The organism is Paenibacillus periandrae, from assembly GCF_022458865.1.
In the GTDB taxonomy this organism is placed as follows: domain Bacteria; phylum Bacillota; class Bacilli; order Paenibacillales; family NBRC-103111; genus Paenibacillus_S; species Paenibacillus_S periandrae.
On the sequence record NZ_JAJNMU010000007.1, the window covers coordinates 146,372 to 172,018 of the forward strand.

Here is a 25,647-nt window from a genome sequence, read left to right on the forward strand (position 1 = left end):
TATAGCTGAATAGTAAGCCGGTATCTGATTTAAACTTACCCGATACTGCCTTCCATTTCGAATTTGATCAAACGATTCATTTCAACTGCGTATTCCATTGGCAGTTCTTTGGTAAACGGTTCGATAAAGCCCATGACGATCATTTGTGTAGCTTCGGCTTCTGTTAATCCGCGGCTCATCAGATAGAATAATTGATCTTCGGATACCTTGGATACCGTTGCTTCATGCTCCAGCGTAATATTATCGTTCATGATTTCATTGTATGGAATTGTATCCGAAGTGGATTCCTTATCCATGATCAATGTATCACATTTGATGTTAGCCTTGGAGCCTTGGGAGTTGCGTCCAAACGATGCCAGACCACGGTAAGTTACTTTACCGCCGTGCTTGCTGATCGATTTGGATACAATCGTAGAGGTTGTATCAGGTGCCAGGTGAGTCATCTTCGCGCCTGCATCCTGATGCTGTCCGCGTCCTGCTACAGCAATCGATAGCACCATACCTTTAGCGCCGCGGCCTTTGAGTACAACAGCCGGGTACTTCATGGTCAGCTTGGAGCCGATATTGCCATCTACCCATTCCATCGTTGCATTTTCTTCAGCAACAGCACGTTTGGTTACCAGATTATAAATGTTAGGAGCCCAGTTTTGAATCGTCGTATAACGGGCACGCGAGTTTTTCTTACAAATGATCTCAACAACCGCGCTGTGCAAGGAATTTGTGCTGTAGATTGGAGCTGTACAGCCTTCCACATAGTGAACAAAGCTGTCTTCGTCCGTAATGATCAATGTACGCTCAAACTGCCCCATGTTCTCGGAGTTGATACGGAAGTAAGCTTGAAGCGGAGTATCCACCTTCACGCCTTTAGGTACATAGATAAAACTTCCGCCTGACCATACCGCACTGTTCAGTGCTGCGAATTTGTTGTCGCTTGGAGGAATAATCGTACCAAAATGCTCTCTGAAAATTTCCGGAAATTCGCGAAGCGCTGTATCGGTATCCGTGAAGATAACACCCTTATCCTCAAGATCCTTTTGCATACTGTGATAGACGACCTCAGATTCATATTGCGCGGATACACCGGCAAGAAACTTTTGCTCAGCCTCAGGAATTCCAAGCTTGTCAAAGGTTTCCTTGATTTCTGTAGGTACCTCTTCCCATGTCTTCCCTTGCTTCTCTGAAGGCCTAACATAGTACTGAATGTCTTCAAAATCCAGATCGTCCATGTTACCGCCCCAGCGCGGCATAGGCATTTTCAAAAACTGCTCAAAGGATTTTAACCGGAAATCAAGCATCCAGTCCGGTTCTTGTTTCATTGCGGAAATTTCCATAATGATTTCACGTGTTAAGCCTTTGCCGCTTTTGAAGATGGATTCGTGTTCGTCACGAAATCCATATTGATAAGCTTCCATTTCGGGCATTTGCTTGGCCATAATAGGTAAACCTCCTTTAAAATGTCGTTCGTAGTTCTATAATATTCAACTTTATTCCTGTCGTTGCGATTGTTCAATTCCTTTACGCAAGGCGTTCCATGATAACGTTGCGCACTTGATGCGTGCTGGAAATTTGTTCACTCCTGAGAGGGCCTCAATATCCTCGTATTCAAATTCTACGGGCTCGCCCTTCATGAGTGAGGAGAATTTGTCAGCCATCTCCAATGCCTCTTCGATTGTTTTGCCTTTAACAGCATCCGTCATCATCGAAGCGGAGGAAAGGCTGATGGAGCAGCCTTCACCAACGAACTTGGCAGCCTTCACCTTGCCATTATCAATCTGCATCTGAAGCTGAATCTTATCGCCGCAGGTTGGATTGTTCAAATCAATGGTGACAGCTTCATCTTCAAAGGTGCCGCGGTTACGAGGAGTTTTATAATGATCCATAATGACTCTACGGTACAAATCATCCAATTGCATGGCCGAAGTACTCCTTTGTTTTTAGAAGCGAAGCAACCAGACGGTCAACATCCTCTTCCGTATTATAAAGGTAAAAGCTCGCCCGAGCCGTTGATGATACTTGCAGCCAGCGCATTAAAGGCTGGCAGCAGTGGTGACCTGCACGAATAGCAATCCCATCCGTATCCAGTACGGTTGCCACATCATGGGGATGTACATCACCTAAATTAAAAGTAACCAAACCGGCTCGATCCGTAAGCGGTCCATAAATCTTCAAATCCTCAATCCCACTCAAGCGCTCAACAGCATAAGCAGTCAGCTGCCTTTCATGACGTTCAATCTCATCCAGCCCGATACTCTCCAGAAAATCAATTGCGGCGCCAAGGCCTACAGCTCCCGCAATGACAGGAGTGCCTCCCTCGAACTTCCAAGGGAGCTCCTTCCAGGTTGAATCATATAGATCCACATGGTCAATCATTTCGCCGCCAAACTCGATAGGCTCCATATGCTCAAGCAGTGTCTTCTTGCCATACAGGGCACCAATGCCAGTTGGACCGCACATTTTGTGCCCTGATAAAGCGTAAAAGTCACAATCAAGGTCCTGCACGTCAACCTTCAAATGTGGTGTACTTTGTGCGCCATCAACGACCATCTTCGCACCATGACGATGCGCGATTTCCGCAATGGCTTTAACAGGATTCACAACACCAAGCACGTTGGAAACGTAGGTAACCGATACGATTTTGGTACGCTCCGTAATCGTAGCCTCCACGTCCTGCAAAAGAATCGAACCATCCTCCTGAAGAGGAATATATTTCAACACGGCACCGGTTGCTTTGGCCACCTGCTGCCATGGAATCAGATTACTATGATGCTCCATTGGGGTGATGACAATCTCATCCCCCTCCTGACAAATCACACGTGCATAACCAGATGCGACCATATTCAAAGCCGTTGTTGTGCCGCGGGTAAAAATAACTTCTTCCGTAGAGCCGGCATTGATGAATTTGGCTACCTTTTCACGTGCACCCTCATAAGCGTCTGTAGCTCTCGAACCCAGCGTATGAACACCGCGATGCACATTGGAGTTATCAAATTCGTAATAACGCTTGATCGCCTCAATAACAGACACCGGCTTTTGTGAGGTCGCAGCCGAATCCAGGTATACCAGAGGATGACCGTTTACTTCCTGATGGAGGATGGGAAATAGTTGACGGATCTCTTTGGAATTCATTGTCCCAGCTTCCTTTCAACGAAGCGCTGCAGCTGTTCCTGGATGTTTTTCATTGGGATGATAGACACAACAGGTGCAAGGAAGCCATAAATAACGAGACGTTGTGCTTCTTCACGTGTAATCCCGCGGGACATCAAATAATGAATCTGCTCCGGATTTACTTGACCTACGCTGGCAGCATGTCCGGCCTTCACATCATCCTCATCGATGAGCAGGATCGGATTTGCATCGCCGCGTGCTTTAGGACTCAGCATGAGCACTTTTTCGGTTTGCTGTCCATTGGCGCCTGTCGCGCCCTTTTCTATCTTCGTAATCCCGTTAATAATCGCTGTAGCTGCATCACGCATAACGGCACGGGTAATCATGTCGCTGCTCGAGTTTTTGCCAAAGTGAACGGCACGGGTGGTTACATTCAGCTTCTGTTCGTTGGTGCCGACACAAATGATTTTGGCATCGGAGGTTGAGCCGTTGCCCTTCAAGAGTGATGTCGTATCCGACATGACGTTGCCGTAATTCATCTCGCCGATTACCCAGTTCATCGTGGCATCCTGCTCAACAGCAGCTCTCCGGTAGGAAAGATCCGTAACCGATTCATCAAAGTTGTGAACCGAAGCATAGTTGACAACCGCTCCAGTTTTCAGGATAACCTCAACAACACCGTTTTGAACAAGATGGTTTAAATCGCCATGCGAAGCAAAGTTATCGACATACGTAACATAGGAATGCTGCTCTGCAATGATGAGCACATGCGGTGAGAAGCAAGCTTCAGCGTCATCAGTCAGGAACAGGGCCTGCAGCGGCAGCTCGACTCTTACGTTCTTAGGTACATACAAGAACACGCCACCGCTCCATAGTGCTGTATGAAGAGCTGTCAGCTTGTTCTCATCCTTGCTGACCACGCTCATGAAATACTGCTTAACCAGCTCTGGATGGTTCGTTAATGCTGCCTCGAGGCTTGAGAAGATCACGCCCTGCTTGGTTAGCTCCTCAGAAATATTTTGAAACACGATGCTGGAATTTCTTTGAACGATCAAGCTTGCCTGAGCACTATCATCCTGCAGCAGCGCTTTAGTGAATTCAGGCAGCTGATCTGTTGAGGTGATTTCTGCTTCTACTTTATGGGTACCGAAAGAACGAAGGTTCCAACGGTCAATTCTTGTTTTTTCAAGCACGGGTAATTCCAACGATCCGGCCAATTCCAACGCTTCTGAACGCAGATTGGTCATCCACTCAGGCTCTTGTCTCGATTGTGACAGCTGCACGATGGCTTGACGATCGATGGGAAGAATGGCTTGTGTAGTCATATTTATTCCTCCTGTACGATTATCGCTTAGTATTTTGGACCTGAAGTGTTCATGGGGATTTTAAATTCTTCTTCCTGTCCGCCAACTGTCTCATCGTCAATGCCCAGCTCTTCCTTAATCCAGTCGTAGCCATCATTCTCAAGACGTTCTGCCAGTTCAGGTCCGCCCGATTTCACTATACGTCCTTGCATCATAACATGTACAAAATCCGGTTTTACATAGTTAAGCAAACGTTGGTAATGGGTAATAATCAAAAAGCTGCGGTCTTCGGAACGCATCGCGTTCACACCTGCTGCAACAATCCGAAGGGCATCTATATCCAAACCAGAGTCGATTTCATCCAAAATTACAACACTTGGCTCAAGAAGCAGCATTTGCAAAATTTCATTACGCTTCTTTTCTCCACCTGAAAAGCCTTCGTTTAAATAGCGGTGCATAAACTCCGGATTCATTTCAAGCTCTTTCATTTTGCTTTCCATTTGTCGGATAAAGCGGATCAAGGAAATTTCGCTACCTTCTTCACGGCGGGCATTAATTGCACTGCGCAGGAAATCGGCATTCGTGACACCGGTAATTTCACTTGGATACTGCATAGCAAGGAAAATACCTGCACGGGCTCTTTCGTCAACGGCCATTTCGAGAACATCTTCGCCATTGAGCGTGATCGCGCCTTCGGTAACTTCATATTTGGGATGACCCATGATAGTGGAAGCAAGTGTACTTTTACCTGTTCCATTGGGCCCCATGATTGCATGGATTTCTCCGCCCTTCATGGTAAGGTTCAAGCCCTTCAAAATTTCCTTGCCTTCGACAGTAGCTTTCAAACCGTCTATAGTGAATTCCGTTGTTTGTGCCATGATCTTGTTTCCTCCATATTTAAAGTCTATATTTAGAGTGATTATTCTTATCTAATAATCATTATAAACTGATTATCATTGATTCTCAATGGTTTGAGATAACTGTTTGCAAATTATATACAAAACATGCCTCATGAAAACAGCTTTTTGGGCCATCTACTATCATTACCCTTTTAATGCATTCTTGATTTGAATAACAGCTCTATCGAACATATCATCTGAAAGCACAGGCTTACGGGATGCGGTATGGATCGTGCTGCTATCCAATTGAATCCATGATTTGCAGCCTATGTATGAAGGAATAATCGGCAGCTTGATCGGCTCATCCAGCTCATACACACGAAGAAGCATCACATGGAGCGGCTTGGTGCGCTTCCACTTTAATCTTTCCTCAGCAAATGTATCTGTCCATAGATGCAGCTCGCTCAGCTTGTTCAATTGCTCCTGATCTTCTATTAGTATATCCTCTATCAGCTCTGCGTAACACTGAACCTCAACCTCCGTATCCTCAGTGCTCCAGCCCTCCAAAGTTAGATCCAGCTGATATTGATGATCCGGTTTGATCCATTGTTTCTTTTGATGCTCATAGGTCGGATACAAATAGAAGCTCTCGCTTTCAATATGAAAGTCCCGTGTTTCCTCATGAATCCCACCTTTTCGCATGATCAGAATTTGCCTTCCTGCTCGTAGTGCTTCTATAGCTACGGCCCACTCCTTTAATGCGACCGGCTGCAGCCTGCTTTCCGCCATTGCTTTCGCCTCCTTTCAAAAGAAATGATGAAGCCAGCTGTAATTCACAATACTCCATTATAAGATTGATTAGCCTGACAATGCAACTATTTGGCAAACATACATTTATCGATTTTACCCCAACCTATAGATGCATTCGAACATCCACTCAAAATTACAAGGAGGAACCATCATGAGAGAAGGACTAATTCCTACTGTTTTGGGTACAGCGGTGACGGCTTCAGGTGTTGCATTAAGGGGCAAATACCCCATGGCAGCAGCAGCTGTGGCAGGCTTCGGATTGGCTCATATGGTATTGGGTGCCATCGATCTTGTGGAGCATCGGGGTCGCGGCAGGCAATTCTAAGGCTGATTGATGCAGAATGGCAAAGGAAAGGGAGGGCCTAAGCCCTCCCTTTTCATATTGTGGGGTTCCATCATTTACCGATCTGCTTGAGCCGTCCGGTTGGGCTCGTTATTGACAACAAGCACGGGCTTTTGAAAGCGTTCGTACTGCTGATGATTAGCTTTATAAGGATTTGCAAGAATCGGCTCCCCTTGAGCCTGCATTCCGAGCGTCAGTATAATACCTACAGCGAACACTATAGACAATAACTTTACAAGCAGCTTCATCCTATGAAACCCTCCCGAATGGATCGTATAGGAATAATATAGATCCTGAGCGTCATCGGTATATTATCTCCAGATGTATTTTTTGTAAATGGCGTTCTATTTCAAGCTTAACCCATGATCTGCTATTCCAAGCGAAGTCTCATTTTGCTATACTATAGGTTGACAGTCTTATCGGATGAAGAGCATACTTGATGCATTTTTCCATGAAATTTTATAAGCATATGCTTACGAGATTATAAGAATACCCAACTCGAAGGAGGAATATCAAACTATGACTACATATCACGCTTTGACAGAAGCGGAAGCAGTAGCCTACGCTCGTACCATACCTGACTTATTCACTGCTGGAAGTGAGCTTTCCAGTCATGAAATCGGGGACGGGAATTTGAATCTCGTATTTCATATTTCTGAGGCTTCGACAGGTAAAAGTATTATTTTGAAGCAGGCGTTGCCCTATGCCAAGGTTGTTGGGGAATCATGGCCGCTCACGCTGGACCGGGCGCGAATTGAAAGTGAAGCTTTACAGATACAAGAATCCTTATGCCCCGATCTGGTGCCGCATGTGTATACGTATGATAAAGATTTGGCCTTAACAGTCATGCAGGATTTAAGTGATCATGTTATTATGCGTAAAGGGTTGATGGATGGCAATCGCTATCCGTTGTTTGCGCAGCATATTGGACGTTTCATAGCCCACACGTTATTTTATACGTCAGATCTTGGCATGAATCAGCAGGAAAAAAAGCTGCGCGTCAAGCAATTCATTAATCCCGAGCTTTGCAAAATCACGGAGGATCTGATCTTCGATGATCCTTATCGCGATGCTGATACGAACGATATTCCTCCGTCTATCCGCAGCGAAGTCGAGGCTCTGTGGGTTGATAAGGAGCTGCTGCTCGAGGTTGCTATTCTGCGCAGCGGCTTTCTGACCAAGGCTCAAGCACTGCTTCACGGGGACTTGCACACTGGCAGTATATTTATTACGGAGGATTCTACCAAGGTTATTGATCCCGAGTTCGCTTATTATGGTCCTATGGGCTTTGATATCGGCGCGGTATTTGCCAACCTGCTATTGAATTATGCCGCACAGGAGGGCTGGAGCCGGGATCAACTGTCACGTGATGATTACCGCGGTTATTTGCTTGGAACGATCCGTGATATTTGGCATACGTTCAGTGGTGAGTTTCGCTCGATCTGGTCTCTGTATGGCGTAGACCACGTATTTGCGGACGAAAATTATCAAGAATGGTATCTGGAGCAGGTGCTTCGTGATGCGATCGGTTATACCGGATGCAAAATGGTCCGCCGCGTACACGGTCTTGCCCAGGTTGCCGACATTAACAAGCTTGAGGACGAAGCCGCCAAGGATCGCGCACGACGCATTGCGCTTCGCATCGGAACGGCCCTCATCAAACATAACCGTCAAGCTCAATCAATTAACGACCTTTTGGAGATTGCGGCCGAAGCGATTGAACAGAAATAGAAAGGAGCATCTGGGATGAGCATACAAGAACAGCAGGAAGAAAAGAATAAGGCAGCCGATTGGCTGCAGTCGGTCCGCTGGAACTCGGCGACCAATAGTTTGGATTTGTTGGATCAACGTCAGCTGCCGGATGAAATCGTGTACTTGGAGCTGACAACATCCGAGCAGGTGTGGGATGCGATCAAGCAGTTGGCGGTACGCGGCGCGCCCGCAATCGGGATCGCAGCAGCGTACGGGGTTTATCTCGGCGCGCGGGACACAAGCGGCAGCCTGGAGCTGCTGCTTGCCGAAACGGTCAAGCAGTGTGATTATTTGGCGACGTCGCGCCCGACGGCGGTTAACTTGTTCTGGGCGCTGGAGCGGATGAAGCAGCGTGCCACGGAGCTTGCTTCGGCTGGCGGCGAGCCGGAAGCGATGAAGCAGTCGCTGCTGGATGAAGCGAAGCTGATCCAGAGCGAGGACGAGGAAACGTGCCGGCTTATCGGCGTGCACGCTTTAGATTTGTTTGAGGACGGAATGGGCGTGCTCACGCATTGCAATGCCGGCGGTCTGGCGACAGCCCGTTACGGCACGGCACTTGCGCCGATGTACCTGGCCCAGGAGCGCGGCATCCATCTCAAGGTGTTTGCCGATGAAACCCGTCCTGTGCTGCAAGGAGCGCGTCTGACCGCGTTCGAGCTGCAACAGGCAGGCATTGATGTAACCCTCATCTGCGACAACATGGCTGGAGTCGTCATGAGTAAAGGCTGGGTACAAGCAGTCATTGTCGGCACAGACCGTGTCGCGGCCAATGGCGACGTAGCCAACAAGATCGGCACCTACAGTGTGGCTGTTCTAGCCAAAGCTCACGGGATTCCTTTTTATGTAGCATGCCCGATGTCCACGATTGATCTGAACACGGCCAATGGGGCTGACATTCCGATTGAAGAGCGTCATGAGGACGAAATTACACAAGGCTTTGGCAAACGCACCGCACCGAAGGGTGTTAAGGTGTTCAATCCTGCCTTTGATATCACACCGAATGAATATGTAACTGCGATTATTACCGAAAAAGGTGTAATCCGCGCCCCCTATCATGAGAATCTAAAAAAGCTTTTTGAATAGCAACTATTGTCAGAATAAAATAAAGTTCTAGACTTAATACTATCAAAACCTAAACTTAAGAAGATCAAATAACATAAAGGGTTCTACATATTATACATGACTAATATGTGGAGCCCTTTATGTTTAACTGTCCTTCCTCGTTAGTTGAATGTTCACCTATTGGAATGAATCAAGGCACTTGTTATGGATGTTATTAGCTGAAATTCATCCAAACTTTTCTTGAGGAATCTTTTTCTTATACGCAGGACTGTTTTTTGTCCAGTTATGAAATGCCTATTGCGACGTTACTGCGCGGAAATCTCGAAATTCGTGCCGGCATCCCCGGCGAAAACAATCGATCCTCCCGCGGGCAGTTCGACCTTATCCTTGCCTCCGATGACACTGAAGTAGATACATATACCCTTCTCATTATAAACGGCGAAGGAGGCGTTCGAGGACATGCTCACTTTAACGGTCTTGCCCCCGTCTTTGTCTTTTATCGTATACCACTGGGCGTATCCGCTCGACGGAATCGTAACGATTGACTTCTTAGCGACGGACATCGACTTCAAAGCGTCCTCGTTCACTAAGATGCTTCCACCCAGATCCAGGTACTCAACGCCGTCCTGTGAAAAGAACGTATAGCCTAAGAGATCCCGCCCGTTCAATCCCGGAATTTGCAATTCGGAGACGGCCGTATTCGGACCTGTTATTCGCTTATCCAACACGTACCCCGGCAATTGTTTCGACACATTCATTTGGACGGACGGCAACACCAAATAAACGAGCGACGTATATTTCTCATTCAGCAGATAATACTTCTTTCCATCGCGCTTGACCCATGCTTCTGTTATCTCTGTCGGAAGATCTTGGGGCTGGAGCCTCTCGGCATTGTACACTGACATAGCTATCTGTCCAAGACCCGGCAACGAAGCGTATTGACGAATCCATAAATAGGTACGGCCGTTCTCTTCTGTCACGAAGCTGATCTTCATATTCCCATCCGCACTCTGGAACGTGCCGTCCGCTGAATACTCGAAGATCTGGGCCGGATTATCGGGCGTCTGCTCCGAAGTGATGGACATGACGCCGCCTTCGGTAATATCTATGCTTATCGTTGTATTTGTCGCGCCATAGATTCCCGAATACTGCAGCACGGACTCCGGCATATCAGCCTTTTCCGGTGCGCCGTATGACTTCTCAGGCTTGAATTCGGCAATCGTCCCTTTCTCCATCAGCGCCTGAAGCAGGATTTCGTTCGCCAGAAGCCGGTCGATCGTGCCGCTCCCGCCTGAAGTGACAACAGCTGCCGCCATGTCCTGTTCGGGAAGCACAACGAGCGATGCGTGATAGAGAAGCGTGTCCCCGCCTTTGGTCAGCGCCTTCATCCCGTATTCGCCAAAGGGATACAGATTGACGCTGTCCCAGCCGAGACCGTATTCGAAGGAGTTGTCCGCATCGTCAGGCCACAAAGACGTCTTGAACTCGTCTTGCGCCATGGCCGCAGCCGACTTACCGGACAAGACTTCTTCCGCTTCCCCCGTAAAAATTTGCGAGAAACGAGCCATATCTTCCGCCGTGGAATAAATGCCTCCCGCTGCGATCACGTTGGACGTCTCGTTGGGAAGTTGTCCTGTATAGGTACGATAATAGAGTCCAGCCATCTTCGCTGTGTTCAGAGAATCGAGCGGCGTCTTCGTATTGGCCATACCTAGAGGCTCCGTAATATATCGATGGATATATGAGGTAAAGTCCATGCCGCTGATTCGCTCAACCAGAATCTGGGCCAGCGTAAATCCGTCATTGCAGTAAACCGAATAAGCGCCCGGGTTCGCCTTCAAGGTCTGACCGGCCAGTTGCTTCAGCAGTGTATCGTAGGCATAAGTATCGTTATCTTCGAATAAAAAGGCGTTCGTCAGCGACGATCCGTTCAGACCGGAAGAATGATTCAGCAGCATGCGCGGCGTAATCTGCTTGTAGCGTTCATCCTTCATCGTAAACTCAGGGATATACTGGACGACCGGCGTATCGAGATCGATTTGCCCTTGGTCGACCAGTTGCATGACGGCAACCGTGGTAAACATTTTACTCGTCGAACCGATCCCGTACATCGTGTCTTTCGTAAGCGGCTTCTGTCCCTGCTCATCGTTCTTGCCGGATTGTCCGGATACGACGATGTGACCATGATCGATAATGGCGTACTGCACGCTGTTCGTGCCGTAAGCTTTCGTTAGGAGCTCTGCCTTCTCCTTTGCAGCTTTCCTGGTTACTTCGTAGGTGATCACAGGCTCGTTCGAAGGCAAGTGCAAGATTAACGGTACAGAGCTTGACTCGATCACCTCAGATGTATTCAATGTCACTGCTATGTTCTGCATCTCTGCCAGTGCTGCGTTGTCGTCCCATGAGGTTAGCAGCAGACACGAGGATAGCACAGCTCTTATTATCCATCGACTTTTTATCATTCGAACTCTCCTTCCGAAGATTGTTTCATTTATCTAAAATAGACAAATACGAGAATGACGATTACCAGAATGGCTATCATTGCAGCGGCTATGATCCTACCGAGCGGATTGGCCATATTGATCGTCCAGCCGAAACCGTGAATGTGCGGAACGATCAACGCCGGGTCTTCAGTGTTCACATAAATGCTGCCGAGCCACCTCCAGTGCCTTTCCTCCAGCGACGGAACGTCCCTTATCTGATCAATACCTTTGATTCGCAGGTATAGCAAGACGCCGATGAGTGCCAAGAAGAGCGCTGCCCAGAGCGACATGCCGGAGTGGAAGAGCAGATTTCCCTTCCAACCGTACAACGCTATGGCTTGCGCCACCCCTAGGAATACAACCATTAGGAGCGAAGCGGACCAAGTCAGAATCGAATAGATTTTCTTGTACCTCAACTGTTTTTGCAACGAACCTTCCCGGTCCTGAGGATCCAGCGACGTCCTGGCACGGCTGATCATCAGATTAACGCCAATGAAAAACGCGATATTCAGCGCTTGCACGATGTTCAGCATGAACACGGTCCATACGGATTTGTAAGAGTAAAGATTTCCGAGATGCAACCATTGTGGAATCGCGTCCCACCTCGCAATAGCAAAGAAGATGCATAGTGCCATCACGGCGACATTTGCCGAATACCACCAAGAGCTCAACACCGAGCCATGCGTTTGGCCGACTACGAGGCTCGCTGCGCGCTTCGTCTGCACGACAGCCTGCCAGCCTCTGGCCGCCTTCAAGCGTTGCGCGGACATCCGACTGATCCAAATAGTGAAGCATGATACAATTATTAAAAGCAAAATGGCTGTCGTCCAACCTAGCATACTCCATGCCGGTTGATGACGCGTCCATAAGAAGCAAGCTCCTCCGATTACGGCCGCAAAGCCGCCGGTGAGCAAGGCGTAATTCCGGCGAATGGCTCGGACTGCCGTATCCTGCAGGGCCTCCGTCGGCAGCACGATGCCGAACAGCAGAGTCCGCAAGCCAATATAGACCTGTAAGCTGAGCATCAGAGCAATCATCAAATAACTGCTGGATATCATGATCATCGTTTCTTGTGTCAAAGTTGTTCCCCTCCGCGATTCGTAATCATATCTCGGTACACCGACCTGCTCTCCTGTGCGAATGCCTCTTCCGCCATGCCTCGTACCGCAGCTGCAGCTGCAAGAGACCGCAACTGCCGCCGGAGCTTCTCCTCAAACGCCTCCGTCACTCCGGGCATCCCGTCGGGCTGAACGATAACACCCTTCTTTCGGTGTACTTGAAGTAAGCCCTCCTGCTTGAGCAAATTGTAGGCTTTGTTGACGGTATGGAGATTGATCCCCAAGTCCTCCGCCAAGCTCCGGATCGACGGAAGCGGATCCCCCGGCCGCAAGGCGCCGGAGGCGATCCCTTCGACGATTTGGTCAACCAACTGTGCGTAAATCGGCGTTTCCGATTGCAGATCGAGCTCTATGAACAAGAATATCCCTCCTTATGGCAGTTGCTGCGTGTCTTTAGGAAAACCATGTGCGATTTTGACATGTCTTAGCCGTTCCATATCGAACCACCCGCCTTTTTAATATTGTTTGTTATATTACATATATAACACATATATTAATGACACGCAAGATCCAGTTGTGGAGCTTTTTCATACAACTGAGCATAGGCGTTTTTCATTTCTTCTCGTAATTCTTTGTTCTCTTTCTCAAGTGCTTGAATTTTCCTATGCAGAGGTCTATCAAAAGATTGTGGTAATGTCTGTTGCCTTATTCGAACGGGAGTTTAGTTATAATTGTTCTCTATAAGCAATGAGTTGTAACCTACAGGTTATTGGAGTCGGAATGTTCATGAACTACTCAAACATTTGGAAAAACAAGGCTATGAGGGAGCACCAAGATTTCTCGGAATCGATGACTCTGGTCTTGAAATATTGACATTTATTTCTGGAGAAGTTCCAGGGAACAAGTATCTAAAACTTGAACCATACATTTAATTTTCATGGGAGCTAAATGAAGCATCGTCAGTCCAATACTTTAATCTGTGCTGACAACATACCAACTTTAGGCAGCAGCTGCGATCCACGCAGCTGCTGCTTTTTATTTTCTACGTATGGCTTTCACATTTTTTCACACTTCATTCACATCCCGTTGCTACAATATGAGAAAATCGGTAGTGTTCTGCCAAGTCGCTTGAAAGGAGAAGCTTGAATGAAATCTCGCAATAAAATAGGGATCATCGTAGCCAGCCTATTGGTACTATGCGGTGCTGGAGCCTATTGGTATGTTTCCTCTCAGCCCAAATCCCCGACTGCCAATCCACAAGAAAAAGTTCTCACGATCAAAAAAGGGACCATCCGATCTGTTGTATCCGGCACTTCTCAATTCGAGGCCAGAGATATGCAGAATATTATAGCTACTGCCGATGGTACGATCAAAACGATGAATCTGACCCGCAATCAGGCTGTCAGCAAGGGGGATGTTTTGCTAGAAATATCGGTGCCCTCTCAGGAGATCAGCCTGCAGGAGGCGGAATCCACCCTTGTGCAGCTGCAAAAGGATTTGAGCGAATTGCAAAACCAGCAACATCATTTACAGATCATCGCGCCGATTAGCGGCGCCTTGAGCTTGAGCAGCAATTTGGACGTAGGCTCCAATGTCGGCAAAACAAGCCGATTTGCTACTTTGTCCGATTCCACTTCGTTCGTGACGAAGCTGTCTTTTGTACTGGAAAATGCGGTTCAGCTCAAAAAAGGCGATCTCATTGATCTTACCGTTGACGGATTTAATTTGACGAAAACCGCTAAGGTCGAAGCTATCGGGACTCAACCCAAGGCTGATGCCAACGGCGGTAAATTGCTTGAAGTTGACATCAAGGTAACCAATGACGGCACGTTAGCAGCGGGAATGAAGGTCAAGGGCAGCTTACAGCTGAATGGCCGGCTTGTGGAATCGTCCGATAAGGGCGTTCTGGATTACAATTCGATAGAAACGATTCTCACGAGCGCAAGCGGTGTCATTAAAGAATTGAAGGTGAAAACAGGCAGCTATGTCAAACAAGGCGATGTGATTGCCTCATTATTCAACGATACCCTGCAAAATGATATTGTGAGCAAGCAGTCTACGATAGAACGGCAAAAAAATACGATCAACGACCTGCAGGAAAAAGTAAAGCAGCTGACGATACGTGCTCCTTTTGACGGCGTGTTTTCTACCGATTTTGCCAATAAGAAAAGCAATGTGCTGGCCAGCTATCCAGTCGGCTCCAAGATTGAAGTAAATACGCTGCTCGGAGCTGTTGCCAGTCTTGATTATATGCAGCTGCCGATTCAAGTCGATGAATTGGACTTGCCCAATGTCAAAGCAGGCATGAAGGCCGCGGTCCGCGTAGATTCGATCTCCAACAAGGTGTTTGAAGGCGAGGTCAATCAAGTATCCACCGTAGGCACGACCACGAATGGGGTTACCTTTTTCGATGCGGTGTTATCTGTCAAAAATACGAGTGAGCTGCGATACGGAATGACGGCTACAGCCGAAATAATTATTCAGGATAAAAAGAATATTGTCCTGCTGCCTATCGAAGCACTTCAACAACAGCAAGGAAAGCGATACGTTACCCTGCTAAAAGCGGATGGCACCAAGGAAGAACGCCATGAGGTTAAAATCGGAATCCGCAGCAAAACGGATATAGAAGTTACAGAGGGCTTGAACGAGGGCGATCAGGTTGTGGCAGCCTCACGTCAAAGAACACAAAATGCCAGTCAGGCCGATATCGACCGTCTCCGTCAACAATTTCAAGGCGGTGCAGGTGGTGCAGGTGCTGGCGGATTTCCTGCTGGCCCTGGTGGTGCGGGTGCTGGCGGCACAGGTGGCGGCAACCAAAGAACGGGCGGAAACAATCGATAAATGGTACATAAGGAGGTATTTCCCGGAATGCATTCCATGATCGAACTACGCAATATTACCAAGGTGTATGAACGCGGCGCAGAGAAGCTGCACATCTTAAACGACCTCTCGCTGTCTGTGGCCAAAGGCGATTTTGTTGCTATAATCGGCCCCAGTGGCTCCGGTAAATCAACGCTTATGAATACGATCGGGTTGCTGGATATCCCGACTTCAGGCAGCTATCTACTTGATGGCGTAGCTACCGAAAATATGAGCGATAATCAGCTGGCAGAGCTGCGGAACAAAAAAATCGGCTTTATTTTTCAACAATTCAATCTGCTGCCCCGGCTGAATGCTTTGGAAAATGTCGAGCTGCCTCTGATCTATTCAGGTCTCGGCAAAAAAGAACGGCGGGAAAAAGCAATGCGCATGCTCGAATTGCTCGGGATGGGTGCGCGTGGTCATCACAAGCCAAGTGAGCTATCCGGGGGCCAGCAGCAGCGGGTTGCCATCGCCCGGGCGTTATCAGGCTCTCCCTCCCTGCTGTTGGCGGATGAACCAACAGGCGCACTCGACACCAAGATAGGCAATGAGGTTCTGGAACTCGTCATAGAGTTAAACAAACAGGGTAATACGATTGTGCTGATAACACATGACAACCATATCGCTGAGCATGCCAGAAGAGTTATTTCCATTCGGGATGGAGCGATCGTCAAGGATGAACGACTTTTGCCGCTGCCTGGCGAACAATCGCTGAGTGATTCCCCAACTGCAATAACTAATCCTTCTGAGGTGCAGATATGAATCCGTTGGAATTATTGTATATGGCCCTTCGTACAGTAACCGCAAATCCGATGCGGACTGTCCTGACCATGCTGGGTGTTATTATCGGGGTCAGCTCCGTTGTCACTCTGGTAGCCATCGGGCAAGGAGCAAGCGCTCAAATTGAAAAACAATATGAAAGCCTCGGCACCAATCTGATCGTTGTCAATACGCTGGGCAACGGCCGCGCCACACAGCTTGATTATGACGAGCTGATGTCGCTTGAGCAGCTGCCCGAGATCGAAACCATCGCACCGACCATGGTCAAAAGCAATTCCAACATTAAATACGATCGTATCCAGGAAAAATATACGGTAGTTGGCACCAATGACCGCTATCTGCCACTGATGAAAGGGGAACTGGCCTCAGGTCGTTTTATTCTTGAGGCGGACATGGAGTTTCGCAATCCAGTAGCTGTACTGGGCAGTACTGTGGCCCAATATTACTTTGGAACTCTGGACCCGATCGGCGAGGATGTCAATATCGATGGCATCGTGTTTACAATAGTTGGAACCTTAAAAACCAAGGGCTCCAACATGAGTGGAGTTTCATTGGATAATTCCGTCTTTGTCCCTTTGGAAACGGCACGACGCGCCTTTAAGCTTGGGAATATTCGTACCACTTATTTGGAGGCGCCTACCAAAGAAGAGTTGTCCGCCGCGCAAAATACGATGAAGCAGTATTTGAGCTATAAATTCAAAAGCGAAACTGGATTTCAGCTAGTGAATCAGGATGAATTGATGAACGCCCGCGTAGCGGCATCCAGCACCTTGAATAATCAACTGATTAGTGTTGCTTGTATTTCATTGCTCGTTGGCGGTATCGGAATTATGAACATTATGCTGGTGACGGTTAGTGAACGAACACGGGAAATCGGAATCCGTAAATCAATTGGAGCGAAACGCAGAAATATACTGCTCCAGTTTTTAATTGAAGCCACGGTGATCAGCGGTCTGGGCGGAATTATTGGCCTGCTGCTGGGGAGCGGAATTGCCATCGCTTGGCCGATGATCAATCCGAAGCAGACCACGCAGCTTTCCTTTGAGGTTAGCCTGTATGCCTTTTTATTCTCAGTTGCTGTAGGTATAATATTCGGGCTCTACCCTGCCAATAAAGCCTCCAAGCTGCGTCCCATCGATGCACTGAGGACCGATTAGGACAGTACCAATTACGAAGAAAGCTTTCCTGCGGAATGCTCAGTTACGCTTACGAAGATAGCTTTCCTACGGAAAGCTCTTAGGAGGAAACCACATGAAACGCAATGAAAGATGGTCTTTACCTGCAAAAAAATGGCTCGTAGCAGCAGCGGTTTGTACGAGCAGCTTGTTAGCTGTCACACCATCGGCTATAGCCGGGAAAGAAGGTGTATTTGTCGCCACGGATGCTTATTTCACTCTGGAAAGCGCCGCTTTTACTTCCGGGAACACTTCAAGCTCCATACAATTTTCATTGAACATGCACAATGGCAGCGACAGCGATATAGATTTTAATAGCTATGGAGTTCGTATAGTGGATGGACAAGGCAATCTGTTTCCTGCCCAATTGACAAGCAAGCAAAATGCTCGCGTGAAGTCAGGAAAGGATCAGGAGTTCCGTTTTTACTCAGAAATGGCAGCGGGAGAACGCCCTGATGAGCTTACTATCAATTTGTTTGCGTGGGATGACAGTCAGCCTACTTTTATGAGAAGCATTGGCGATCTATCGGTCTCTAAGACAGTCACTTCCGTATATGATGCATCCAAGCAAATTCTGATTCCCATGAACGAGCTGGATGCGTCTTATTCGAAGGGGGTTCAAGTGGCTATGCGTCTCGGGCGTAGCTACAGAATTAACGAAAATGGCAATAGCTACATCTATACCGAATTATTTGCTCAAAATGGAGATAGGGCGATATTAAGCCTGCCTAACAGCTTGCAGTTTCGTTTATACGCTTCTGATTCATTGAAATACAGCAGCTCCTTTATTGAAGGCAGCCCGCAATCTCTACTGCCTGGTAAACTAACCAAGCTTATGATCCGCACCCCGGTGCCCGACAATTTTGTAATGAATAGCACACGTATGGATGCTTTTTACGTCAACGAAGCGGAGGAGCATGTACTTGGAGCATTGCCCATAACCGAAACCGAAATCAAAGTGCCTGTTGGCAAAGAACAGCCCTATTCCCTGTTCGGTACTGACAACAGCCTTATGATCGTGGCAGACAAAGTGATAGCAGTCAAACAAACCGAAGGCGTTCTTTTACAAACAACAATTAAAATCCGTAATGATAGTAATGCCGCTGCAGCGCTCCCCGCATTAACCGGGTCCTATCAGTTTGGTACAGGAACGATGGAGGCAAGCCAGGAGCAGTCACTACGGAACGGCTTCCTGTCTCCAGGTCAGATTGCAACCGTCCAATATTCGATCCTGCTGCCCGATGGTATCGAGCCTCGAACTGTTAATCTTGTATTATTTGAGAACGCCACTGCGGTAAGCAACACGAATACTAACAATAACAATTCAAACAATAATACATCAAATAATAATAATGGCAGCGGCTCGGGCAGTGGAAATGCGAATACATCCAGTAATTCCGGAGCAGCTGTAAATTCCGGCAGCAGCACAACGGGTAACGAATCGGCAGCCAATAGCGGTACTGGCGGGAATACGAATTCAGGTACAAGCACTTCCAACAATACAGGCAATGCAAGCTCCAACACACCAAACCGCAGCAATACTACGGTTAAACGTCCTGTTATGCTGTTTGACTTGAGTCGTGTGGAATATGCGAATAATGCTGCGATTCAGGCCAAGCCCTATGAAATAGGGACACCTATGAGCTTTGCTTCTAATGGCTGGCTGGACACGAATATCGGCGTATCCCTAATGGAGCTTCATATCCATGAAAACAGTGATTTTGGCTATCGGACCGCTATTGCCAAATACAAGCTTACGAACAATGGAGGCAGCCCCCTTGCACTGCCAACACTTGGAACCGAGCTCATTAATGCACAAGGACTTGCTTTTGCCGGAGTCAGACAATCAGCAGCCGTCAGTCAAATCATGCCGAACACAAGCTATGTCGTATCCTATTCTTACATGCTGCCTACCACCGAAATGGGCACCCAACTCGCACTGAACGTATTTGATCCTAAATCCACGGCTGCGAGCAAGCTGTCTGTCGGTACGTATCAGGTAGTCGTACAAAATGAATCGATTGACAAAACCATTAGCTTGTATCCGTTTCAGCTTAGCTTTGACGCTTATGCCATAACAACCTTATACAGCTCCAACGCCTACAACTATGTATTGAAAATGGACTTAAACGTAAACCGTCAGGAGCAGGTTATCGTTGATCCTAATTTTTCACAGCTTGAATTCGAGCTGGTCGATGGGCTGGGACGTTCTCTGGGGTCGCAAACAGCCAGCTTCACAGGAACTCAGAAGCTTATAACCGGAAACCAAAAAATCACCTTCAGCAGCATCAAAACCGAGCAATTTGAAAATGATTTAACGATTAACGTGTATGAAACGATCACGACCCCTAACGGTCCTGCCAAGCGGCTCGTCAAACAACTGCGGCAATAGCAGCTAGTGAATTAAGCTTGACCCGTCCCTAATTAACCAAACAAGTGTTGACCCCTTATTGAATTCGGGATCAGCACTTGTTTATTTAACAAATCACTTCTGAAACATCGGCTTTCGTGCATGTTCGCTTGAGATCGAGCAAGCTGGCACAGCCGAGCTTCCCGTTTTGTTAAATCTCGATTCGAAGGAATCAATAAAATCAATAATCTGCTGCAAGGAAGCCATTTGATTGTAGATTTTTTCCTTATGGCTCTGAATCTTGGCATACAGCTCAGGAAATTCAGTGAGATCATCGTCATACGATAAATTCAAAAAAGGCTTCATCTCGTCCAGCGACATTCCCGTTTTTTTGAGACATATGATGAGCTTCATCGTAGCAATATCCTCAGGATGATAAATACGATGTCGGTTTTCCTTACGTTCTGCTCGCGGAAGCAGGCCGATTTTCTCGTAGTAGCGAATCGTATCTTCTGATAATTCGGTCTGCTCCGCAGCTTCTTTGATCGTGAATACATGTGCCTCGCTCAACCTTTTCACCCACTTCTATCTTCAATTAATTCGATTATATAACTTGGAGTCAACTCCAAGTCAAGTGTCATACGTAATCCATTTCCCAATTATTTATGCAATGGTCTTTGTCTGCTGTCCATACCTGCAGCAGCTTTGACGCGGAAATCGGTGTTCCTAAGCAGCTCCACTTCGAAAGCATTCAAGCTGGCGCCCAGCTTCATCGCCTGTATTTCGTCCAGATTGTTGAAGAAGATCGCAAGCTCCGTCCGGTTGCCCTCTTTGTCGGTGGCGTACATCGCATCTGTAAGTACAAATGCAGTCGATCCGCCCTTGCGACCCGCATGTTCAAACATCGAACGGTTTGCCGGACTTTCCATAAGTCCCTCCATAATGATATCCAGATTCTGCTGTACAGCTGGAGCGAAATAGGTTTTGCCGTTCATTTTGGCTAGCAAGCTGGCGTAATCAGCAGTCGATGCCGCAATTAGCTTATCCGAGTTCATACGATCCAGCTTCTCATTGTACCAGTCCTTGATGTTGGCTTGTCGCTTATAAGCGCCATCGTCGTCTTGCCTCAGCTTCTCATGAATATCCGCGGCTTTTACACGAAAAACCTCCATTGGCATGTCTGTCAGCTCCGTTATGGCCTTGGCCAGCGCATCCTTTTGTTCCAATCCAGGATAGGTTTGCATCAGCTCATAGGGAATGAGTAAGCTCGAGACAAACGGATACAGAGGCTCGTGGCTTTTCATGCCCAGCTCACCGATATTCCGGTTAATGTTCACCAAGCCAAGCTTATCCATCAAGTACTCTGTATTTGCATTTGAGCTAAACATGATCATTCCCTTAGCTACTTCTTCTAGGGTCACAGCCCCTTCACTCACCCTCTGCCTGCGTTCCATATCACTAAGCCAGGAAGGATGCGCACCCCCGTCCAAATCCGGCAAATAATACGACTCCAGCTTTTGCAGCAATACCGGTTCATCCGGCTTAACCGTTCCCGCTGCAGCCTGCTTCGCGTATTCGATCGCGACGATGATTTTGACTGTGCTGGCTAGCGGCATCGGCCGATCAGGCTCAGTTTGCGCCACGATCACACCATTGCTGACGAGGGTGACGGAAGCTTGCTCCGGATGTTTTTTGACAAATTCCCATACGTAATCGGCATTTGGCTTACCCGCCCACACGAGGATCCCAATGATCCATCCCGCTATCCCAATAATGAGTACGACAACAATAATGACGATCCACATCCATTTTTTCACCCTTTACCCGCTCCTTCATATCTTTGCGTTCTTTTCGCCTTCTCCTGTTATTTTAAGGCATCCAGCTTTCCTGAAACGAAACCTTGTCTTACGTTTACCTTACTTTTGTAAGGTCCTGAGCGCACAATTGAAGCTGTCTATGGCTAACCAGCTGCATGTAGAAGAGGAATGACTATGCCTGTTACAAAGCCTCTGAAGCCATTTCGTTAAGGCTCCGTTAAGATTTCGTTTGTCTGTACGTAAGAAATCGATGATACAATAAAACTTGAGGCTTTTATTTAATACAAACCTATTCCAAGGGTTCAAATACTCACAGCTAGGAGCGATAGAACAATGAATGACGCCAAGCTGCTGCTTGTCGATGACGAGCCAGCCATTTTGCGAATGCTCCAAACGGTACTAACCAAAGAAGGCTTTACCCATATCGATACGGAATCGTCAGCTGAAGGGGCGATAGCAGCATGCCGAAGCAAGACCTATGATTTTATTCTGCTTGATGTGATGCTGCCTGGTCAAAGCGGATTTGACATCTGTCCGTTTATTCGCGCAACGACGGATGCCCCGATTTTTTTTATTACGGCACGGACGACCGATTTTGATAAACTGACCGGATTTGCTGTCGGAGGCGACGATTATATCGTCAAGCCTTTCAATCCTCTTGAGGTCGTTGCCAGGATTAAAGCACATTTGCGGCGTTACCAGCGGCAAGCCACTCCGAACTATCCCGTATCGGTGGTTCATCATTTTGGACGCTTTGAGGTAGATGAAGGTGCCGGTGAGCTCAGGGTTGAGGGTATACCGGTAGATTGCCCTGCCCAGGTATTTCAGCTGCTGCTTTTTTTGTGTAAGCATCCGAACCGCATGTTCAGCAAAAAAACGCTGTACGAACGTGTATGGGGCCAGGATAGTCTAAGCGATGACAATACCGTGATGGTCCATATTCACCGGATTCGTGAGCGGATCGAACGTTATCCTGCCAAGCCAGAGTATTTGCTGACCGTACGCGGTCTCGGCTACAAGCTGGTACGCAGAGGTGACACGCGTGAGCGATAAACAAAAAAACATACTCCATGCGAGACCTGACTCAATACGCAGCATTACCATACGGCTGATCACCCAGTTCGTCAGCCAATTCGCGATCGTCGGCTTTATTGCCTTGGCGCTTATGGCCGTGGCCCTGTTCTTTATGCTTATAAGAATGAGCCAGCTCGATATGAATCGCAGCTTCACCAGCTCAGGCTTGCAGCTGCTTGTAGATTCATTGGAAATCAAGAGTGGGCAAATTACATTTGACCCCAAGCTGCTTGCCGAAGTGAAGGAAAGTGGCGGCTGGCTGCAAACCTTAGATGAACGCGGCAACGTTACATCGTCGCATTTTACTCCGGTCGATGTACCGAACCATTATAATGGTGGCGAGTTGGCGGCCATCTGGTCACGCAAGCGACCTTTTCCGTATTCGCTGTATATTTGGATCGAATCCAAAGGCGGCGTTGATTACACACTGCTGTACGGAATCCAGGACACAGGCCACTTACTCGCGCAAAAGGCTGCTGAATCCGCGCTGATAACAGATCGCACGATCCAGCTGCCGAATAGTCTGGAACACGAAATCAGGGAAAGCGGAGGCTGGCTGCAACTGCTGGATGGCGACATGAAGGAGCTTGCCTCATTGGGCAAGTCAGAAGGGGCACCTTCCTCATATAGTGTGCAGGATTTTATATTGCGTTCGGAATATGCGGATCGGTATGCTGCCAAATTGTCTTCCTTTTTCGACGAGCGTACAGCACAAACGTGGGTTGTTCATAGACCATTACCCGCCAGCTCATACAATGGTTTATTCGGCTCCATACAATCTGTGATGATATTCGGATTTGCCGGTTTACTTGCCGTTGTGCTGCTTGTTTTTATCATTCTTGCCTTTGTGTATGCCCATCGATTCGGTACGCCGATTCTGCATATGATGGATTGGCTGCAGCATCTGGCAAATGATGATTATAACGAGCCGACCGATCGTAAAGGCCGACCGCGAAGCATTCACAAGAATCAGAAGCTCAAAAGACGGTATCGGTTGTTTACAGAGATTTTCACTTCCCTTTCCCGATTGTCCGATACGCTTAAACGCAATGATGACGTGCGGATTAGACTGGAGAAAACACGGGAGGAATGGATTGCCGGAGTGACCCATGATTTGAAAACACCGCTGTCCTCGATTTTCGGATACGCACACTTGCTGGAGACTGACGACTATGAATGGACGCGTGAAGAGGTGCGCGAATTCGCAGCTATTATAAAGGAGAAAGCGTCCTATATGGACGCGATGATCGGAGATTTGAGCATTACATACCGGTTGAAAAATGAAGCTCAGCCGCTTTCCTTGGAAAGAGTTGAGATGAATGCATTCATCGAGCGAGCCATCATACGGCTGCTGCAGGACCCGCGTTTGTCGGCTGCCAACGTTACCTTAACCAGAATGGATCAGGAGCTGTCCTATCCGATTGATCCCGGATGGTTTAACCGGATCATCGATAATATCGTAGCCAACGCAGTTCTGCACAATCCTCCCGGCACGGCCGTCCGTATTTCGCTTTCCACGCAGGACGATCAAGGCTTCGTCATCCTGGTCAGCGACAATGGACAAGGCATGGACGAAGCGACTGCCGAGCTGCTGTTTGAACGGTATTTCCGGGGAACGAATACGGAAGAAAACGATCAAGGAACCGGACTCGGTCTGGCCATTGCCAAACAGCTGGTACTGGCGCACGGTGGTACTATCGAGGTACAAAGCGCCTATGGCGCAGGTACAGTTATTCGCATGGCTTTTCCTCCGAAGTAACGTAGGCTTCTCTGAATATGTCTTTTACCACGCTTGACTTGGAGTCGACTCCAAGTTATACACTGAATCCATCGAATCGAAACCTGAATCGAAACTAAACGATGGAGGTCATCATAATGAAGACAAGGGGACAAGATCAAACTGCTCTTATTACAGGTGCAAGCAGCGGAATCGGGCTCGAACTAACCCGCAAAATGCTGGCAGAAGGCTGGCAGGTCATTGCACTGATCCGCTCGGGCTTCCCCGAGGAAGACACACTGATTCAGAAATGCCTTGACGCAGGGCAGCTCAGGATTGTCAAGGCTGACCTTACCGATTTCAACAATTTGAAGCATGCTCTACGCCAGATCAAAGCTGCCGAGGTGAAGATCGATCTGTTGTTCAATAACGCAGGCGGCAGCTTCCCGGAGCTTAGCTTTTCCAAACAGGGACGTGAGATGCATTACGAGCTGCAGACTGTAGTGCCCTATATTATTTATATGGAGTTGAAGGAGCTTGTTCAGCGGGGACATTTGAAAACCATCGTGAACACCTCTACCCATGCTTTTAAATATTTCAAGCATTTTGATCCCGACACACTGGAGCATCCTACCGTATTTAAAAAGTTATTCGGTCCATATGCAGCTTCCAAGCTCGCGCTTTCCCTGTGGACGCAGGAGATCGCTCCTTTGATCACCAATGAGGGAATCAAGATTCTTAGTGTGGATCCAGGTGGCAATAACACGATCCGAAAAGGTAAAAATCCAGGATTGCCATTTTATATTAAACCGATTATGCAGCTATTTTTTCCACACCCGAGTAAAGGAGCTTCGCTTCTGTACGAAGCTGCTTTGGGTGAAACCAACCATCCGTCTGGCGTCTTTCTTGTACAAGGAAAGGTCACCGAGTTGAAGTTCGGCGAGCATGGCCGTAACCTATTGGAGACAATAGGCTCTATCTACCAACGGGAATTTGCAGCAGACGGAACGATTTAAATGATTATGTATAGTTCAAAGCCCCCCAAAAAAAGCCTGACGTCCAAGCGAATTGGAAGTCAGGCTGTCGTTGCAGTGCTGCTTATATGTCGATCTAGAG

Annotated in this window: 22 protein-coding genes; 10 read left to right on the forward strand and 12 right to left on the reverse strand. The window is 47.7% G+C overall.

Going from position 1 to position 25,647, the window contains the following annotated elements:
• Positions 1–35 precede the first annotated feature (35 nt).
• From sufB to LRL21_RS13280, 6 genes are all read right to left on the reverse strand, one after another.
• Positions 36–1,433, reverse strand: coding sequence for a Fe-S cluster assembly protein SufB (gene sufB / locus LRL21_RS13255; protein ID WP_240416257.1), 1,398 nt, complete (start codon positions 1,431–1,433; stop codon positions 36–38).
• A gap of 51 nt (positions 1,434–1,484) precedes the next feature.
• Positions 1,485–1,913, reverse strand: a complete 429-nt coding sequence (gene sufU / locus LRL21_RS13260; RefSeq protein ID WP_076233112.1) for a Fe-S cluster assembly sulfur transfer protein SufU — start codon at positions 1,911–1,913, stop codon at positions 1,485–1,487.
• The gene (locus tag LRL21_RS13265) at positions 1,900–3,126 is read right to left on the reverse strand and encodes a cysteine desulfurase (protein WP_240416258.1); all 1,227 of its coding nucleotides are present in this window, start codon (positions 3,124–3,126) and stop codon (positions 1,900–1,902) included. The genes sufU and LRL21_RS13265 overlap by 14 nt, the downstream gene beginning before the upstream one ends.
• Positions 3,123–4,430: a Fe-S cluster assembly protein SufD gene (gene sufD / locus LRL21_RS13270; protein ID WP_240416259.1), complete on the reverse strand. Its 1,308-nt coding sequence runs from the start codon at positions 4,428–4,430 to the stop codon at positions 3,123–3,125. Before sufD ends, LRL21_RS13265 begins: the two co-directional genes overlap by 4 nt.
• A gap of 26 nt (positions 4,431–4,456) precedes the next feature.
• Entirely contained in the window at positions 4,457–5,287 is an 831-nt protein-coding gene (gene sufC, locus LRL21_RS13275; RefSeq protein WP_076233109.1) for a Fe-S cluster assembly ATPase SufC, read from the reverse strand.
• A gap of 165 nt (positions 5,288–5,452) precedes the next feature.
• Positions 5,453–6,037 (reverse strand): DUF1802 family protein, encoded by a 585-nt coding sequence (locus LRL21_RS13280; RefSeq protein WP_240416260.1) that lies wholly within the window; start codon positions 6,035–6,037, stop codon positions 5,453–5,455.
• Positions 6,038–6,209: 172 nt separating this feature from the next.
• Between LRL21_RS13280 and LRL21_RS13285 the strand changes: the two genes are divergently transcribed.
• Positions 6,210–6,383 carry an asparagine synthase gene (locus LRL21_RS13285; protein WP_240416261.1) on the forward strand — a complete coding sequence of 58 codons (174 nt, stop codon included), beginning with the start codon at positions 6,210–6,212 and terminating at the stop codon, positions 6,381–6,383.
• A gap of 74 nt (positions 6,384–6,457) precedes the next feature.
• Here the strand turns inward: LRL21_RS13285 and LRL21_RS13290 are convergent, their stop codons facing one another.
• Positions 6,458–6,649, reverse strand: a complete 192-nt coding sequence (locus LRL21_RS13290) for a hypothetical protein (protein WP_240416262.1) — start codon at positions 6,647–6,649, stop codon at positions 6,458–6,460.
• 271 nt (positions 6,650–6,920) lie between these two features.
• Between LRL21_RS13290 and mtnK the strand changes: the two genes are divergently transcribed.
• Both mtnK and mtnA read left to right on the forward strand, forming a co-directional pair.
• On the forward strand, positions 6,921–8,132 hold the full coding sequence (gene mtnK / locus LRL21_RS13295) for an S-methyl-5-thioribose kinase (protein WP_240416263.1): 1,212 nt from the start codon (positions 6,921–6,923) through the stop codon (positions 8,130–8,132).
• A 15-nt stretch (positions 8,133–8,147) separates the two neighbouring features.
• Positions 8,148–9,236 carry an S-methyl-5-thioribose-1-phosphate isomerase gene (gene mtnA / locus LRL21_RS13300; protein ID WP_240416264.1) on the forward strand — a complete coding sequence of 363 codons (1,089 nt, stop codon included), beginning with the start codon at positions 8,148–8,150 and terminating at the stop codon, positions 9,234–9,236.
• A 284-nt stretch (positions 9,237–9,520) separates the two neighbouring features.
• Here the strand turns inward: mtnA and LRL21_RS13305 are convergent, their stop codons facing one another.
• The 3 genes from LRL21_RS13305 to LRL21_RS13315 form a co-directional block, all read right to left on the reverse strand.
• Positions 9,521–11,590, reverse strand: coding sequence for a serine hydrolase domain-containing protein (locus tag LRL21_RS13305; RefSeq protein WP_240416449.1), 2,070 nt, complete (start codon positions 11,588–11,590; stop codon positions 9,521–9,523).
• A gap of 116 nt (positions 11,591–11,706) precedes the next feature.
• Positions 11,707–12,777 carry a DUF5808 domain-containing protein gene (locus LRL21_RS13310; protein WP_240416265.1) on the reverse strand — a complete coding sequence of 357 codons (1,071 nt, stop codon included), beginning with the start codon at positions 12,775–12,777 and terminating at the stop codon, positions 11,707–11,709.
• Positions 12,774–13,175 carry a GntR family transcriptional regulator gene (locus LRL21_RS13315; protein ID WP_240416266.1) on the reverse strand — a complete coding sequence of 134 codons (402 nt, stop codon included), beginning with the start codon at positions 13,173–13,175 and terminating at the stop codon, positions 12,774–12,776. Before LRL21_RS13315 ends, LRL21_RS13310 begins: the two co-directional genes overlap by 4 nt.
• 727 nt (positions 13,176–13,902) lie before the next feature.
• Here LRL21_RS13315 and LRL21_RS13325 point away from each other — a divergent pair.
• The 4 genes from LRL21_RS13325 to LRL21_RS13340 all read left to right on the forward strand — a co-directional run bounded on the left by LRL21_RS13325 (position 13,903) and on the right by LRL21_RS13340 (position 19,965).
• Positions 13,903–15,597 (forward strand): efflux RND transporter periplasmic adaptor subunit, encoded by a 1,695-nt coding sequence (locus LRL21_RS13325; RefSeq protein ID WP_240416267.1) that lies wholly within the window; start codon positions 13,903–13,905, stop codon positions 15,595–15,597.
• A gap of 27 nt (positions 15,598–15,624) precedes the next feature.
• Positions 15,625–16,380 (forward strand): ABC transporter ATP-binding protein, encoded by a 756-nt coding sequence (locus tag LRL21_RS13330; protein WP_275900723.1) that lies wholly within the window; start codon positions 15,625–15,627, stop codon positions 16,378–16,380.
• Complete coding sequence (locus LRL21_RS13335) at positions 16,377–17,555, forward strand: ABC transporter permease (RefSeq protein WP_240416268.1); 1,179 nt, start codon at positions 16,377–16,379, stop codon at positions 17,553–17,555. The genes LRL21_RS13330 and LRL21_RS13335 overlap by 4 nt, the downstream gene beginning before the upstream one ends.
• 94 nt (positions 17,556–17,649) lie before the next feature.
• Positions 17,650–19,965 (forward strand): hypothetical protein, encoded by a 2,316-nt coding sequence (locus LRL21_RS13340; RefSeq protein WP_240416269.1) that lies wholly within the window; start codon positions 17,650–17,652, stop codon positions 19,963–19,965.
• A 93-nt stretch (positions 19,966–20,058) separates the two neighbouring features.
• Here LRL21_RS13340 and LRL21_RS13345 read toward each other — a convergent pair whose 3' ends face one another.
• Both LRL21_RS13345 and LRL21_RS13350 read right to left on the reverse strand, forming a co-directional pair.
• On the reverse strand, positions 20,059–20,493 hold the full coding sequence (locus tag LRL21_RS13345) for a MerR family transcriptional regulator (protein WP_240416270.1): 435 nt from the start codon (positions 20,491–20,493) through the stop codon (positions 20,059–20,061).
• A gap of 89 nt (positions 20,494–20,582) precedes the next feature.
• Positions 20,583–21,740, reverse strand: coding sequence for a serine hydrolase (locus LRL21_RS13350; RefSeq protein ID WP_240416271.1), 1,158 nt, complete (start codon positions 21,738–21,740; stop codon positions 20,583–20,585).
• Positions 21,741–22,073: 333 nt separating this feature from the next.
• Here LRL21_RS13350 and LRL21_RS13355 point away from each other — a divergent pair, with 333 nt between their 5' ends.
• From LRL21_RS13355 to LRL21_RS13365, 3 genes are all read left to right on the forward strand, one after another.
• A complete protein-coding gene (locus tag LRL21_RS13355; protein WP_240416272.1) occupies positions 22,074–22,793 on the forward strand; it encodes a response regulator transcription factor in 720 nt (239 codons plus the stop codon).
• Positions 22,783–24,573 carry a sensor histidine kinase gene (locus LRL21_RS46255; RefSeq protein ID WP_240416273.1) on the forward strand — a complete coding sequence of 597 codons (1,791 nt, stop codon included), beginning with the start codon at positions 22,783–22,785 and terminating at the stop codon, positions 24,571–24,573. Before LRL21_RS13355 ends, LRL21_RS46255 begins: the two co-directional genes overlap by 11 nt.
• Before the next feature lie 116 nt (positions 24,574–24,689).
• Positions 24,690–25,547, forward strand: a complete 858-nt coding sequence (locus LRL21_RS13365; protein ID WP_240416274.1) for an SDR family NAD(P)-dependent oxidoreductase — start codon at positions 24,690–24,692, stop codon at positions 25,545–25,547.
• Positions 25,548–25,647: the final 100 nt, after the last annotated feature.